The sequence below is a fragment of the Enterococcus sp. DIV1767 genome, assembly GCF_050542585.1.
In the GTDB taxonomy this organism is placed as follows: domain Bacteria; phylum Bacillota; class Bacilli; order Lactobacillales; family Enterococcaceae; genus Enterococcus_D; species Enterococcus_D innesii.
Genome location: NZ_CP172936.1, coordinates 825,086 through 840,360, shown reverse-complemented (window position 1 = coordinate 840,360; position 15,275 = coordinate 825,086). Strand labels below are relative to the sequence as shown.

General features: G+C 41.2%; 12 protein-coding genes, 1 tRNA gene and 2 pseudogenes. 1 reads left to right on the top strand and 14 read right to left on the bottom strand.

Annotation, left to right across the window (positions count from 1 at the left end):
- Window positions 1-20: 20 nt before the first annotated feature.
- The 6 genes from IGI78_RS03935 to IGI78_RS03910 all read right to left on the bottom strand — a co-directional run bounded on the left by IGI78_RS03935 (window position 21) and on the right by IGI78_RS03910 (window position 6,284).
- On the bottom strand, window positions 21-875 hold the full coding sequence (locus IGI78_RS03935) for a two-component system regulatory protein YycI (protein ID WP_016620617.1): 855 nt from the start codon (window positions 873-875) through the stop codon (window positions 21-23).
- Complete coding sequence (locus IGI78_RS03930) at window positions 876-2,186, bottom strand: YycH family regulatory protein (protein WP_142963012.1); 1,311 nt, start codon at window positions 2,184-2,186, stop codon at window positions 876-878.
- A complete protein-coding gene (gene walK, locus IGI78_RS03925) occupies window positions 2,183-4,024 on the bottom strand; it encodes a cell wall metabolism sensor histidine kinase WalK (protein WP_077453585.1) in 1,842 nt (613 codons plus the stop codon). Before walK ends, IGI78_RS03930 begins: the two co-directional genes overlap by 4 nt.
- A 3-nt stretch (window positions 4,025-4,027) precedes the next feature.
- On the bottom strand, window positions 4,028-4,732 hold the full coding sequence (gene yycF, locus IGI78_RS03920; RefSeq protein WP_195266033.1) for a response regulator YycF: 705 nt from the start codon (window positions 4,730-4,732) through the stop codon (window positions 4,028-4,030).
- 132 nt (window positions 4,733-4,864) lie between these two features.
- A complete protein-coding gene (locus IGI78_RS03915; protein WP_195266035.1) occupies window positions 4,865-5,725 on the bottom strand; it encodes a DegV family protein in 861 nt (286 codons plus the stop codon).
- Window positions 5,718-6,284 carry a DUF1836 domain-containing protein gene (locus tag IGI78_RS03910; RefSeq protein WP_034872437.1) on the bottom strand — a complete coding sequence of 189 codons (567 nt, stop codon included), beginning with the start codon at window positions 6,282-6,284 and terminating at the stop codon, window positions 5,718-5,720. Before IGI78_RS03910 ends, IGI78_RS03915 begins: the two co-directional genes overlap by 8 nt.
- Window positions 6,285-6,552: 268 nt before the next feature.
- On the opposite strand from IGI78_RS03910, the gene IGI78_RS03905 reads away from it, so the two are divergent.
- A tRNA-Lys gene (locus IGI78_RS03905) sits at window positions 6,553-6,625 on the top strand.
- A 693-nt stretch (window positions 6,626-7,318) separates the two neighbouring features.
- Here IGI78_RS03905 and IGI78_RS03900 read toward each other — a convergent pair.
- The 8 genes and pseudogenes from IGI78_RS03900 to IGI78_RS03865 form a co-directional block, all read right to left on the bottom strand.
- On the bottom strand, window positions 7,319-8,323 hold the full coding sequence (locus tag IGI78_RS03900) for an SIS domain-containing protein (RefSeq protein WP_430618478.1): 1,005 nt from the start codon (window positions 8,321-8,323) through the stop codon (window positions 7,319-7,321).
- 11 nt (window positions 8,324-8,334) lie between these two features.
- On the bottom strand, window positions 8,335-9,384 hold the full coding sequence (locus IGI78_RS03895) for an SIS domain-containing protein (RefSeq protein WP_195266039.1): 1,050 nt from the start codon (window positions 9,382-9,384) through the stop codon (window positions 8,335-8,337).
- Window positions 9,385-9,396: 12 nt separating this feature from the next.
- Window positions 9,397-10,215 carry a PTS system mannose/fructose/sorbose family transporter subunit IID gene (locus tag IGI78_RS03890; RefSeq protein ID WP_170920130.1) on the bottom strand — a complete coding sequence of 273 codons (819 nt, stop codon included), beginning with the start codon at window positions 10,213-10,215 and terminating at the stop codon, window positions 9,397-9,399.
- The gene (locus IGI78_RS03885) at window positions 10,202-10,987 is read right to left on the bottom strand and encodes a PTS mannose/fructose/sorbose/N-acetylgalactosamine transporter subunit IIC (RefSeq protein ID WP_074536862.1); all 786 of its coding nucleotides are present in this window, start codon (window positions 10,985-10,987) and stop codon (window positions 10,202-10,204) included. The genes IGI78_RS03890 and IGI78_RS03885 overlap by 14 nt, the downstream gene beginning before the upstream one ends.
- A gap of 17 nt (window positions 10,988-11,004) precedes the next feature.
- Complete coding sequence (locus IGI78_RS03880; RefSeq protein WP_081118360.1) at window positions 11,005-11,475, bottom strand: PTS sugar transporter subunit IIB; 471 nt, start codon at window positions 11,473-11,475, stop codon at window positions 11,005-11,007.
- Window positions 11,476-11,485: 10 nt separating this feature from the next.
- The gene (locus IGI78_RS03875) at window positions 11,486-11,905 is read right to left on the bottom strand and encodes a PTS sugar transporter subunit IIA (protein ID WP_074536866.1); all 420 of its coding nucleotides are present in this window, start codon (window positions 11,903-11,905) and stop codon (window positions 11,486-11,488) included.
- 83 nt (window positions 11,906-11,988) lie between these two features.
- A pseudogene (locus tag IGI78_RS03870) lies at window positions 11,989-14,763 on the bottom strand (sigma 54-interacting transcriptional regulator).
- A 171-nt stretch (window positions 14,764-14,934) separates the two neighbouring features.
- Window positions 14,935-15,165: pseudogene (locus IGI78_RS03865) on the bottom strand (type II toxin-antitoxin system RelE family toxin).
- Window positions 15,166-15,275: the final 110 nt, after the last annotated feature.

Genomic DNA, 15,275 nt, shown 5'->3' with positions numbered 1-15,275 from the left:
GTTCCATTATACCCGCTTTTTTATGGATTTTCTACCTTTTGAACGGCATTATTCGTGATGATCCGATTGCTGAAGGCATTGACCGTTTCGATTTGAATGGTGTCATCGCCATCTAATTGGAAAGCAATAAACCATGCAGGAATATACACATTTTTTTCCCTAACTTTCAAAATCATCGTATAGGCTAATTCCGTCCAGAGAATTTTCGAGTGACTTGGCAGCTTGTTGTTCAGATAAAGCGTATTTACTGCTTCTTTTTCTGAATAGACCGTCATCTTTTCCCTTAGAGGCGTGATATTGGAGATATGTGTTTGCGTATAACGGGCAATCTGCAGTAGATCATCCGTTTGTTCTAAGGTGATGTCGATCCGACTTGAGCTGTCATTGAAAGGAATGCCTTCATACGACTGGACCGCCACCACAGTCGGATGATTGGCGTTCAAGACAGAGAGGTTTTCCAAATAGTCATATTCATCCCCAAACAGGACTTGGTCTTTTCGTTGCAAGAAACCATTGACGGTTTCTTCCGTTTGAGAATCATCACTGATATAAAAGCCATTGGTTGAGACATGGATCAACTGCTGCCCTTTGACCGTCGACCCTCTTTTGAACTGAGTATTGAGTTGCGGATTTCGTAGTTCCGCATCAAAATCCGTCTGTTCACCGCTCAAATAATAACCACTCAAGACCTCGTCTGATAATTCGCCAGAATACCGAATGTCCTCAGAATCAAGTCGTTGTTCGATAGGAATCGTTTGGTTTGATTGTGAAACCATCTGATGCTCACTGCGAGCCTCACTATAAACATTGAATAAAAAGACATTCAGACCAAGAAAAGCGAGGAAAAAAATCCATTCGATTCGTTTAAAATCCAATTAATTCTCCTCCGTTTCTGCTAATTTTGTCATTAATGCATCATAACTGATCCAAGATGAGTCATAATTGACATACCAAGCAGGCGTCAAATCAACAAGTGGCGCATCTTTGATCTCCCCCCATTGATAGCCGACGATGATCTGTTGCAACGATTCAGGATCAGCCCCTGCCGCAATCAGATCGTTTTTGACTGACAAACTAGAAGGCAATTCAATCTCGGTTTCAGAAGGAATCGGCACTTGGATCGCATTCAAGCTGGCAGAAATCGTCATTTCCCGACTGCCGGTCTGACCACTTTCTGAAAAAGCTACACTGATCACCCCCTGGCCGCCAGTACTAAAGACTGGATAGCCTTCAACGAAAACCCGATAATCCAAGTGTTTGTCTTGTTGATCAAAATAGCGGATCGTCCCAAAGTTATTGCCTAGACGAATAATGTAATCCGCACTCAACATTGCCAGATCCGTTTCATCGGAACCATCTGTGGTGGTTTCAAACTTGACTTGCTGTTGATCTTGCAAGACCGTCATGTTTTGCCCACCTTCATAATAGTAGGTATCGACACTTTCATCATTGATTTTGACGTTTTTAGGATTGCTGAAAAAGGCTTCTCGAAATAAACTCTGAGACTGTGTCGAAGAATAGTAGCTGTATTTTTTCAGCTTGATCGAATCTTGCGTATAATATTGATTGCTGGATCGTTCTTGATCAGTCCTCATTGCCGTCCATTCCCGAGGATTGTCTGCCAGTAAGTGTTTTACTTGGCTTTTATCCCAGTCGATCTTGCCTCGAACTACTCGTTGATGGGTAAAGTCAACAAATTGGATCGTGTTTTCTTCGAGATCAAACTGGATGCGAGAAAACGGAAAATCCTCTGTTTCACTTTCGTCCTCTAAGGACAGCTCTTTATCAAAGGTTTTCTCGTAGTCTTTCAAGTAAAACGTCGTATAGTAGTTTAAGGATATTCCTTGATTGACTTCTTGGGCTTTTGAAAAAGCTTGTTCCTCACCATAGGTCCGCAGGGTCAAATCACTGATCGTTGCCTCGTTGATCACCTCTTGGATCTCTCGAATCACCGCTTCAGAATTGGTTTCTTTGATATCCTCTTCATCATTCCAAGTCAGATATAGGGGCAAAAACAAATCGCTTTTTTGTTTGTAGGTTTGAACCGAAGGATTGACGCCAGTGTCTGTTTCCGTGCTGGCATTGTTGAACCCGGTCGGATTTAGCCAAATCATATAGGAGAAATAAAAACTCAAGGCGATCATCACGATCAAGCCTACACGAATGATTTTTTCTGAGATTCTCATACCCACCAATCCTCCTCATACGGTTCATACGGCAACATGATGTAAAATGTTGACCCGCGATTTTCTCGACTTTCCGCCCAAATCGCACCGCCATGAGCTTTGATGACTTCACGTGAGATCGCCAACCCTAAGCCGGTGCCTCCTTGTTGGCGGGCTCGAGCTTTATCGACTCGGTAAAAACGATCAAAGATCTTCGTGAGATCTTTTTTCGGAATTCCTAGTCCTTGGTCATTGATGCTAAGGACGATGTTGTTATGAGTCTCCATCAATTTCACCGTAATAATCCCACCATCTGGGGAATATTTGATGGCATTATTCATGATGTTGTCGATCACTTGGATCATTTTGTCCGTATCGACTTCCACCCACAATTCTCGTTTGGTAAACTCGCGGCGAATCAAATATTTTTTACTTTCATTCGTCACCATCATGTCAAAACGATCCAACACGAAATTAACCATTTCATTGAAATTGATATATTCCAACTGCAGTTGCGAATTGCCACTATCCATCCGCGACAAACTCAACAGATCATTGATCATGCGAATCATCCGATCCGTTTCATCCAAGGTCACTTTCAGAAAGTTCGGTGCAATTTCTGGATCTTTCCAAGCCCCTTCACTCAGCGCTTCGATGTAGCTGCGCATACTCGTTAGAGGCGTTCGCAACTCATGAGAAACGTTGGAGACAAATTCTCGCCGTTCCTGCTCATTCTTTTCTTGTTCCGTGACATCGTGCATTACGGCAACTAGACCGGAAATGAACCCGGACTCTCGACGGATCATGGAGAAATCAATGCGCAAAATCAGATTTGTTCCCGTCGAATCATTGCTAGGACGCTCCAATAGCATGTCTTCAGGGTTTTCCAAAAGCTTTCGTAACGTGTATTCTTCATCGATTTCCAATAACGTCAAAATCGACTGCCCGATCGCTTCTTCGTTAGTGACATTCAATAAAGACATCGCCATCTCATTGATGGTAATGACTTTGCCTCGTCGGTCGGTGGCAACAACCCCATCTGTCATGTGAGACAAGACGCTGTCCAACCGATTTCGCTCGGACTCCATCGCCTCTTGGGTCTCTTCGATTCGTTCCCCTAATTGATTAAAGGTTTCCGCCAGTTGCCCCAATTCATCTTTTCCATGAATCGCGACCTTGCGGCTATAATCTCCTTTGGCGATACGAATCGCTTGTTCCCGCATCTCTCCAATTGGTTGGGTAATGGAACGAGAGACCAATAGTGCCACAATGATCGAAATCACTGCCGCAATCAGCGAGGCGGTAACAAAGATGACCGCTGTTGTACTAACTTCATTGTATTTTGACTCAAGATTGCTCCGTAAATAAAGGGTTCCTAAGACGGTATCCCCTGTCGGTGATTGGATCGACTGGACGATATTGAACACCCGTTGTCCGCTCGATTCATCATAAAGGACTTCACTACGGTTCGTATCGTAATCACGGTAATCATTTTTTTCTCCCACCGATCCACGATCATTGATATTGGTGGTTGCACGAATAATCCCTTGCTCATCCACCACCCGCATCTCCAAAATTTCCGAAGAGTTGGTACTCGTTAAGATTCGATTCAAGGAAGCATTCATGGAATCCCAATCCAAACCGTCATCATTGTCCATGCGACTCAATTCAGAGCCTAATGTTACCACTAACGTGCTGGCCCGTGCCTCCATGTCGCGTTTGAAGGCATCGACCGTTGTTCTTTCCAATTCGCGAATAAAATACGCCCCGATAATCTGGATCGCAATCAATAAGATCAAGATAAAAGTCAGGGCGATTTTGAAGTTCACCGATTGAAAAAAGCGAACCTTATTTTTCATAGCTTATTCCTGTTCTGGGTTCCGCAAGTAATAGCCCACTCCGCGACGAGTAACCAAATAGTTTGGATGGCTCGGGCTGTCTTCGATTTTTTCACGCAAACGGCGCACCGTCACGTCAACGGTTCGGACATCACCAAAGTAGTCATAGCCCCAGACAGTCTGCAATAAATGTTCTCGGGTCATCACTTGACCAAGATGTTTTGCCAAGTAGTGCATCAATTCAAACTCCCGGTGCGTCAATTCGATGGCTGCACCATTTTTAGTGACCATGTAGGCATCAGGATGAATCGTTAAATCACCAATCGTTAATTCGCTGTTGGCATTGTCGTCTGCTTCCTTCGCAGCTGCCGAGCCGCGACGCAGATTGGCTTTGACGCGGGCCACCAATTCCCGGTTTGAAAATGGTTTGGTTACATAATCGTCCGCACCAAGCTCAAGGCCTAGTACTTTATCGATTTCAGAATCTTTGGCTGTGACCATGATGATCGGCATGTCATGGGTTTTGCGCACTTCCCGTGCAACTTCCAACCCATCCATTTTTGGTAACATCAGATCAAGTAAAATCAGATCAGGATCGACCTCGGTTACTTTTTCTAATGCCTCTTCTCCATCATAGGCGGTATATACTTCATATCCTTCTTTGGTTAAATTAAATTTGACGATATCAGAAATTGGTTTCTCATCGTCCACGACTAGGATCTTTTTCAAAAATGTCACCTCAATTTTTTTTGGTTTCTTACTTATTATACATTATTTAAACAGGCTTTTCATCTTTCCCAAAAACCGCCACCTCATTCTTAAGGAAAGCACAAAAAAAGAAAGGCACGGGGCCTTTCTTTTTTACTCTTCTAAAAGCTGGATACCGATCCCTAACAACCCAGGACCCGTGTGGACAACTAATGCGGGAGAGATTTGCCCAAACAAGATTTCTTTGACCTTTGGAAATTCGGCTTCTAATCTTGCCCTCATCTCTTTGGCTTCTTGTAGTGCATCACCTTGGGCCACAGCTAAACGCACATGGCGATGATCACCGATGAATTGCTTGATCAAGTCGACGGTTTTGTCCAAGCTTTTCTTCCGTCCACGAGATTTTGCGACCGTATAGTATATTCCCTCTTCATTACAAGAAATGATGGGATTCAATTTTAAAGCATTACCTAAGATGGATGCGACAAGACCGATCCGGCCGCCTTTTTGTAAATACTCTAAGGTAGCTACGTTGAAAAAGACTTTGTTTTTCGGGACTTCATTCGTTAGTTGTGCCCGCAATTCTTCCCAGGTCACGCCTTTTTCTAACAGTTCTGCTGCACGAATCGCTTGCAGCCCTGCACCGATTCCGATATTTTTCGTATCAAGCACGAAAACCTCAAGGTCGGTCCGTTGTTCACCTAACAGGCGAACAACATTAAACGTTCCACTCAATCCGCTGGAGATGGTTACGGCAAAGACTTTTTCATACCCATCGGCTTTGATCCGATCAAAGATTTCCCCGATCGCCGCGCCATCAGGTAATGAAGTACTAGGAATCTCTTGCGGCAAACGTTCATAAATTTCTTCGGCAGTAATATCAACTTTATCGGTATAGGTCCGATCCTTGTAAATAATTTGCAATGGCAGCATATACATGCCGTATTGCTCCATGATCTGTGCGGGAACATCGGTACCTGAATCAACTAATAGGGCAATTTTCTCTTTATTCATGGGCTTCTCCTTTATGTGTTTCTAAATAAATGACTTCTAATTCGATTGTTTTTTCTGCCAACAATTTATTAGCAAAGGAACGCGTTGCACCTTTCATGGCCACTAATTCAATCGGGATTGGTTCCGATGCCATTTGCTCGGGCTCTCCCATTGCTTCTTTGCCAACAAGATGAATTGCTTTTTCTTGTTCTTCACAAAATACATTATAGGCATTTCTGATTCCGACAGCTTTCCCTTGAAAAAGGATGCCTGTCTTTATTTCTGGAATCGTCAACACTTGCTTCAGCATCGTGATCGCGATCAAAAATGCGAGATGCTTTTGGTTGTAACGTTTTTTTTCTGGTGCGGGGATCATCCCTTTTTTGACATAATTATTGACCATAGACGAGGTCAATAGCGGATGTTTTTCTGTTTGAATCACTGGTGATAAATATTGGTCAATCAAAGTGATTACCTGATCCATATACAGTTCCAGGGTCGGTAATTCTTCCCACCTAGGCAGATGGAATTCCAGTAGCGATTCGCCCCATGTTTTCATGTCCGATTGTAATTTTTCCATGTCATCCTCCATTTTGACTAACAGAAGGTTAGATTATCACAAACTAATCATCTAGTTTCGATAACTAGATACATTTTATCACGGCTTTCTGAGTTTTTAAAGCATTCTGATCAATCTTTTAAGAATTTCCTATCATTTGAAATTGGAGAATGAATGGTATTTTTTTAAGATAACCTCTGTTTTCCAACTGAAAAAGCACACATTTTTTTCAAAAGAATGATTGATTTTTAAACAACGGAGTGCTAAGATAATGAAGTACTTTTGGTACGGGCCGTTAGCTCAGTTGGTAGAGCAGCTGACTCTTAATCAGCGGGTCGCGGGTTCGAGCCCCTCACGGCCCATTGGGTGCCAAACCCACGGAACAGGTAAATGTTGGTGCGAAAGCATTTCGAAAACATTTATGCTGTTCCATTTTTTTGTTTAAGCCTTTTTTATCACCTTGAAAAGATGCACCAGGGTTTCCTTCTCCACTGCTGATCATTCAGAAACTTATATGACTCTCCTTAACACTTATCTCTATCCCCAAAAAACACCTCGCTTCTAAGTAGTTCAGCTATGCTCTTTTCAAAAATCAAGGTAATTCGATCTAACTTTTTAGGAAGAACTTCCACTTCTCAGACGTCTTTCAATGATAGATTGCTGCCATTTATTACAAATATTAGAAACCTTTTGATTCAGCCTCCCTCTTTTTCCTGTTAACTTTAAACTAACTTAATTGCCTTTCGTTAGTTTGTTATCAACAAGGAAGTATTAGATTTTAGTAACTGTTTAAGTCCCTTCAAATCCTTTCCCTTTTTCTTTTCGTTTCTTTTTGCTCCTCCAATAAATACCAAAAAAGCGTTCCATCAACATTTGGTTAACGAAACGCTCTATACATTGTTAAATTATGAATTCAGGTGTTCTTCATTTATGAAGTTTAAGAATAGATCACTTTTTCTTATTAAGGTAGCTTCCCTATCCACTCCATAAAAACATTATATTTCAGTGTTCTTTTGGGTTATCTTTCTATCGATCCTATTCCTCTTGGTTTTCTATCAGTACTCGAATTGGCGATAGTAGCGCCGAATTTCCATTGGGTGACAATTCATTTGTTCGACATAGGCATCAATGCGCTGCGTCACACAATGCATCAGTAAGTGGGACAGCACTCGGCCGCGATATTTCTCACTGATTCCTGAAACAGGATAATCCTTGGTATCGATCAATGTATAGTTTCCACAAATTCTTGGCAATAATTTAGCTACTCTTTCTGATAATAGACGTTGCTCGTCTTCTCCTAAAAACACTGTGACAGGTGTGGTTTCGTCAACGATTTCCAACGTTCCGTGAAGAAACTCAGCAGCATGGATCGATTTTGAACGCAACCAGCTTTGCTCCTCCCAATAGCACATAGCATAAGAATAGACAGCACCCCATTGATTTCCCGCACCGATAAAATAATGCATCGCATCGTGACGATGTTTCTCCGCAAATGCTCGCCCAAATTCGTCCGCCTGCTTTTCAGCTTCTACTAATCCTTTTGCTAAATATTGATCCAATTCTCGATAGTAGGCGTCGTAATCAGGAAAATCCCCATGGTTTTTCATCAATCGATCGGCAACCATAAAGAATTTGATTTGTTCGGTTCCCGGTGCAGGATACGTGATGACATGGTCACATTGTTCTGCTAAGATACTGCCTTTTGAATCAATAAATCCTAGTAATGTCGCTCCTACTTTTTTGATTTCTTCAACTGCTTTAACCACTTCTTGTGTCGTTCCAGTAACAGAGGACAAGATGACTAATGAGTCTTTCGTCAATCGACGGTTGCCGGTTGTATAGTATTCTGCCGCATGTTGGACGTAAACCGGTAAGTCACTTTTTCCATTAATGTAAGTGACAGCTTGCATCGCAGAAGCATAGGTACCGCCAATTCCTAGATAATAGATGGCATCAAAGCCTTTTTCGTCAAGGGCATCGACTAATTTTTCAATTTCTGGACGTAGATCTAACATTCCTTGAATATCGTCAATTTGTTGTTGTTCATTAAATTTCAGCATCTTTTCCACCTCTAAATTTTACTTTTTAGCACTTGATCAAAGTCATCAAAAATACGTTTACGCAAATCAATCCCTTTAGCAGCAGCCCCGAGATAGGAGAAAATTTGAAACGGAATAACTAAGAGCAAAGAAGAAAACGTTTCTTCACATGCAACGTCCAACCCAAGTGTATCGGGATTCTTTGCCGCTGCTGTGGTGATCGTATAAGCTTTTCCCACATAAGAAGCGATATAATCATGCAATAGTTGGGACCTTGATTGATTTAGGCTAGGAGCTTCAATAAAGAAAAGTACATGTTCATGGTTGGCTTCAAGATACGGCCCGTGCATATATGCTTCCAATTCAAATCCTTGAGAAGGGACTCGTAGGGTTTCGGTAAACTTCGTTTCAAATTCTTTAGCGGTTCCCCAGTTTGGTCCATAACCGACTGCCACAAACCGATTCGCTAGTTTAAAAATACTTGCGTTTTTCTCAAAAAAATCAATTGTCTTAGCAATGACCTGAGGAATGGCCTCAATCATCTCCTCTAACTGATTTTTGATCATCGACACTTGGTCGTCGGATAATATACCTTTGCTATAGCCAATAGATACCCCCATTAAATAGAGTTGCAATACTGTTGCTACATATCCTTTGGTCACGAATCCAACGGTCTCGATCCCAGTTCCTAGATCAATGCTTTCGTTAACTTTTTGAGCAAGGCGACTTTCGGGATCACTGCTTAAACCGATCGTATAAATATCTTGCTTGGACAACTGCGCCACTGCATCTATCGTAGAAGCACTTTTTCCGCTTTGCGAAACCGCCAAAACTGTCTCGATTTCTTTAGAAAGATGGCCGTAATGATTAAAGTGGTATGGCTCTTCAATCGTGACAGTGATCTGCGCTAATTTCTCCATTGCATACTTTGCTGCTAAACAGGCATTGGCAGAAGAGCCCGTTGCCAAAATCAATAAATTCTCGATTGCAGCTCTTTTTTCTTCTTTTTTAGGAACAAACCCCTGCAAGATCTCAACTAACGTTGCTTGCTCTTCTTGTATATAATCCATCATCGTTGCCACAACAATTCCTCCTTAAAAAAGTCCAATCAAGGATCCTAAAATACCTACGACTGCTAGTCCCAGCAGAATAATCAGCGGTTTGACTTCTTTTTTCAAAAGATAAAAGACAGCACCAAATGCACCCAATGACAATATTTTCGGAACGATATCATCAAAGATGCTTTGAACCGTAACTGCATTTTCTCCTGAACCAATCTGCAAAGGAATGTTGATATCGATCATCGTAGCGGTCATTCCTCCTACGACCATCAAACCAATGATTGCAGCGCCATAGGTTAAACTTTCCATCAAACCGTTTTCCTGAATTTTCTTTAAAAATCCTGTCCCAAGTTTATATCCCCAACCAGTCGCAAAATAACGAAATAGTAGATGAGGAACATTGAAAATCACTAGAAACAGAATCGGACCTAAGATATTTCCTTGTAATGCCAATGAAGTTCCTACCCCAGTAGCAATTAGTCGCAACGTTCCCCAAAAGAAGGAATCACCGATTCCCGCTAAAGGGCCCATCAAAGAGGTCTTGATGTTATCAATCGCTGAAGAATCAAAATTTGGATCATTGACATTTTCTTCTTCCATCGCCGCATTGATTCCTAAAATAAGCGTGACGATATGCGGGGTCGTGTTGAAAAATTCCAGGTGCCGTTTCAACGCATCGGCCATCGATTCTTTTGTTTTGTAGAGTTTCTTTAAAATCGGAATCATCGCATAGACATAAGCTAGGTTCATCTGTCGCTCATAGTTCCATGAGAACTCCATTTGAAACGAACGCCAGAAGACACGATTCAACTCTTTTTTGGTAATTTCGGATTTCTCATTAGAAGTCTTCATCATCATCTAGTACCTCCCCTGAAGTCATTTGAATAGATTGCCCTTGTCCACGAATGTTTCTTAAATTCACGACTACAACAGCCGTTATTGCTCCGAAGATTGCAATCCCTGTAACAGGAATCTCTAAATAAGCTGCTAATGCAAAACCTAAAAAGAAGTACGGTGCAACTTGTTTGTTAATCAGTAACCTAGCCAACATGGCAAACCCAAGGGCTGGAATCAAACCAGTTGCAACTGATAGGCCGTTCTGTACAAAGGCTGGAATCATAGCCAATAACTTACTAATCGTATTGCTGCCTACCATAAAGGAGATCGTCACTACAAGGGCTAACATCAGAGATAGGCCAAAACCTGCTAATAAGTGCATTCGTTCTACACCTTTGTAGTTTCCATCTGCCGCGTATAAATCGGCTTTTTGGTTCATCATTGGGATAAGCAACCCCAAGTAAACATTTTTCAAGATAAGGGTCAATGTGGCGATTGGAAGTCCCAACAGTAAAGCCGTCTCGGTTCCCGCTCCTGCCGTAATTGCGAAAGCTGTACCCAGAATCCCTCCAGTTACGACATCTGGCGGAATAGAAGCACCGACAGAAAATGAGCCGATAAACGCTAACTCTAGTGTTGCACCCATAATAATTCCAGTGTTTATGTCCCCCAATACGATTCCTGTAAACAATCCAGTGACAATCGGACGCGACAGTAATGACGTTCCTAATGCGTATTCAGACTGCGCAATAAATGCAACAATTCCAAGTAATATTGCTTGCAGCATCTCTTTTGCTCCTTTCTTTATAAAACATCTTCGACAGCGACTTTTTTATCCGAAGGTACTTGACGGATATCGACAGTGATTCCTTTTGCAACCATTTTTCTCAAGAGTTCTTCTTCTGCTGGTAAAACATTGACTGCTTTGCCAATATTTTTAGAGCCTTCTTTGGCTTTGATCCCACCGAGATTGATCTTGTCGATCTCTGGACAGTTTTCTGCTAACTTATACGCATCTTTGATGGAATCAACTACGATGAATAATTTGTATTTATCCGTCACACCGCTTTGCAGGGCATGAATTGAATCCTCAATTGATTTGATCACCAGTTTTACGCCTTGCGGTTTTGCTAATTTGATCGTTGTCTTACGGATATCATTTGTCGGTACATCATCATTGGCAATCAAAATACAATCTGCGCCTAAATTTTGAGTCCAAGAAAATGCGACTTGGCCGTGTAATAGCCGATGATCGACTCGTGTTAAAATAATCATGTCGTCCCTCCTAAAATTCTTCTTCTTCGATTTCTTTTGCTACACTATCATTGCAAAACTGGATCATATCTTTCGAATTTGCCAGCGCTTGATGGATCGTTTCTAAAATTGCACCTCCTCCTTGAAGTTGTGTCGTCAATTCAATCAACAATGGCAAATTCAAACCTGCGATTAAATAAAAATTGGGTTGTTGGATATAACGCAAAAATTCATTGTTCACGCTGCCGCCAAAAATATCTGTGATAACGATCACTTCATGTTCTTTATATGTTTCCATCAGGGTATCTACCGTTGTCGTTAGATCAAATGCTTCGTCCACATAACAGTCAATCGCAAGGACTGATTGTTTTTTACCGCAGATAAGTTCTAACGAATGCAAGATTCCTGATGCAAATCGTCCGTGGGATGCTAAAATAACGAGTCGTTCCACTGCTTTCACCTCACTTTGCTCCAAGTTACATCTTACTAAACGCAAAAAGCGTGCCAAAAAAAGTGGCACGCTTTTCTTATCGATTAAAAATCCGCTTCAACCATTGAAGAATCAGTGTTTCCAAACAAAACATCATAGATGTAGCAAACTTCAGATTCCGGTATCGCGACACTGTAAACCTTTTCAATGACACTAAATGCTTTTTTGATCTCATTCAGCTGCTTTTCATGACACTGGAGTAATGTGTCGCTGGCATGATAAGTATCAATGGCTTCATTTCTAATAAGACGCTCAATTAAGCAACTCGTATGGACAAACAACGCGAGTTTGCGATCATTGGCGATCCGTTGCTGCCACATGCGCTCCAGATTTCCCACGAAAAATTCCATTTGAGAAATCACTTTTTCTGTATCTAGAATCGTTACCGATTGAATCACTCGATCCAATGAAAAGTTTCTTACTAATTGATTGTTCACATAGGCAATCATCTCTTCATCCAATTCTTCTTTTAGCCAACTTAATAGCACCTCTGTCCCAGCACCCGAAATTAGTTCTTCTAAAGAAATAAAAGGAGCCAGCTCTTGGCGAGGTTTAGTGGTTCCCACAACACCAACAATGTCATACGCTGCCAATGTCTGTCTTATATGTTAACTGTTTTCCAGCTGGTTGAATTCATAAGGAAGGATCCGAATCTGTAAATGATCAGGAATACTCTTTTCTAATAAGGTAGAGATTTGAACAGCAGTTCCAATTCCAGTTGAACAAGTTGTAATGACAACTTTCTCTTTTTTCACTTTTGGAAGAATGATTTCCCATTCGTTTTGGTGAAAGGTATTTACTCGCTCTGGAATTTCTCTCAAGGAAATATTCTGTTGGATACACTCCCCCACAGCGAGGGCTACACTTGTCGTTACATTGTTCATCATAACAATTGGAACCGCCAATTCTGGAATATATTGATAGACTTCTTTCAAAGATCCCATGTCGAACAAGACAACGAGTCCATTAGATACATCGTTTTTCTGAATATAGGTGGTAACCCTTTCCGCAATTTGTTTGGGCGTGACCTCTAATGGCATATCGAAAGACTGAAAAACCGATTCATTCAATAAGCGGTTCGCAACATTCGCGATACTACTGGCGGTTGCGTAACCATGGGCTACTATGATGCTGCGGGGGAGCGATGAATCTTTGGAATACCCCATATCATTGATATAAAGTGTAAAAATGATTCGGTCCATACTTGTTAACTCGATATCCAATGCTTTTTGCACTAGGCCTAACAAATTCTCTGTGTAACGGTCACTTGTAGAATAATGCTTTTTCACACTTTTCAATAGATTTTCTGTCAATAAAAGTTTGTCTTGATCATCCGGCAGCCACTCCACATTTCTCCGCAACCATAAATAATAACTGATTGTATAAACCATGCTGCCATTAAAACTGATTTGAAAAGAATGCTCGATCTGCTCCATCATTCGCTGAACATGCTCTGTCACAAAAATCATTGTCCGCTGCTTTTGTTCCTGTTTATGATCAAACAATAAATTTTCGAAAAGCCTTTCGATCACTTTTGAAATAGGCTCGGCTGCCGCCGCAAAGTCCTGCCCTGCTTGGACATAATTAAGTAAGATCTGTTCATACGTTTGAATGATCTTTTGTTGTTCAGGTTCACTTTCCGCAGTTAGCTGCTGGATTTGAGTTTGGCTATCAATAAGAACCGGTAGCATTGTCCCCATTTCATTAGGTTCTTCTGTCAGTTGCAGTAAGTGTTCTGGCAAATGATATACAGTGACTGCTATTTTTTTTACTTCTCGTTTTAAACTGGCTGTATAGCTTTTGGCCGTAATAATTTTGATTGTACTTTTTAATTCACCGACATTCCCAGAAAAATGACTGGTCGTTAAAATTTCGATTACTTGAGGTGAGAGCTCTAACGGCAAAACGATACGTTTTTGTTCTTCAATAAATGCTTGCAAAATCAACTGCTTCCTTTCGGAAACTGTCCGTTCTTCCAAAGCGGGCAGTGTCGCTTGGATCGGAATTCGCCGAATAAAGGTTGTTAGAAATGTTTGTTTCAAATCTTCGGTGGTCGCAAACACCAACCGACAATCAACTGAGATTGGCCGGCCCGTATCCCCCATTCGATAGATAACTCCCTGATCCAGAAAAGTGAATAATTTTTCCTGTCCTTCAGCATTCAGTCGATGAACTTCGTCAAGAAAGAGGACTCCGCCGTCTGCTGCTTCAAATGCACCTCCGCGATCTTCTTCTGCGCCAGTGAAGGCACCTTTTACATGTCCAAATAAATTGCTCGTCAATAGCTCATGGTTATTGGCATACTGTGCGCAATTGATCGTAATCAGCGGAGCATCACTTTCTAGTAATTCATTTGCCACACAATAATGATGAAACATTTTTACGAGAAAACTCTTCCCAGTTCCACTTTCTCCCGTCAATAAGAAGGGAAGCCCGCCATTTGGATAGAAGGCTGCCATCTTGATCTGTTCAATGACTTCTGCCAGACTACCTTTGCTGCCGATCACACTGGAAAAGAAATCTTCTTTTTGATCAAAAAAAGGCTTTTCTTCCCCCACAGCAGCCAGACTATCATACACGTTTTTTGTTAAAGGATAATTTTGGATTTCAAATGCCTGCTTATGAAAAAAATAAACGGGTCGGGTCGCAATTTTCACAAGGCGACCTTCTTCCGTTAACTGATTCAAGTAGTGACTGATGGTATTTCTCTTGACGGAAAACTTCTCGGCAATATCTTTTGCAGTAAAGACATCGCTTACATTTTCGATAGAGAAAAAAGCTGTTTGATTTTGCAAGTACGCGAGTAATTGTTCTTTCATTGTCGTTCTCCTTGTCCGCTTTCTCTGATTATCATAACTTAAAAAGCTTGGAGATGCTATAGAACTTTTCGTAGAGTGATTGTCCTTTCTAAACACAAAAAAAGCAGCATCCTTAATGTCAGCTGCCGCTTTTTATTTTATCTATATAATACTTCTATGACCAATAGCAAATCATTCAATCACTATTTCTGATTCATTTCTATTTGCTAAAATACGATAATTGCCAATGCGATAACGTCATTTGCCACTACTGTTTTCATTTAATCCTTTCCCATATTGGCGAAGGTTGCTTGTTCCTTCTAAATTTTTTCTGATCCAAGCGACAATTATTCTTGCTTGATTTCGACCCATTTTCTTTAGTTGTTTTTGTAGCTGAGGCATGTATAATACTCTATACTTCATCTAACAATTTCTCCATATCAGCTTAAGAAATACCGACCTCTTCTTTCTTTTTAGAAAGAGCCATCGCTTCTTTTAAATGAAATGGTCCCTCTCCTATCCATCCCCTTGAC

Bases quoted from the DNA above. Each gene is read 5' to 3' on its own strand.
- IGI78_RS03890 (WP_170920130.1), bottom strand. From the start codon at position 10,215: ATGAAGACTTCTAATGAGAAATCCGAAATTACCAAAAAAGAGTTGAAT.
- IGI78_RS03915 (WP_195266035.1), bottom strand. From the start codon at position 5,725: ATGAATAAAGAGAAAATTGCCCTATTAGTTGATTCAGGTACCGATGTT.
- walK (WP_077453585.1), bottom strand. From the start codon at position 4,024: ATGAAAAATAAGGTTCGCTTTTTTCAATCGGTGAACTTCAAAATCGCC.
- IGI78_RS03885 (WP_074536862.1), bottom strand. From the start codon at position 10,987: ATGCTGCAAGCAATATTACTTGGAATTGTTGCATTTATTGCGCAGTCT.
- IGI78_RS03880 (WP_081118360.1), bottom strand. From the start codon at position 11,475: ATGATTATTTTAACACGAGTCGATCATCGGCTATTACACGGCCAAGTC.
- IGI78_RS03930 (WP_142963012.1), bottom strand. From the start codon at position 2,186: ATGAGAATCTCAGAAAAAATCATTCGTGTAGGCTTGATCGTGATGATC.
- IGI78_RS03900 (WP_430618478.1), bottom strand. From the start codon at position 8,323: ATGCTGAAATTTAATGAACAACAACAAATTGACGATATTCAAGGAATG.
- IGI78_RS03910 (WP_034872437.1), bottom strand. From the start codon at position 6,284: ATGGAAAAATTACAATCGGACATGAAAACATGGGGCGAATCGCTACTG.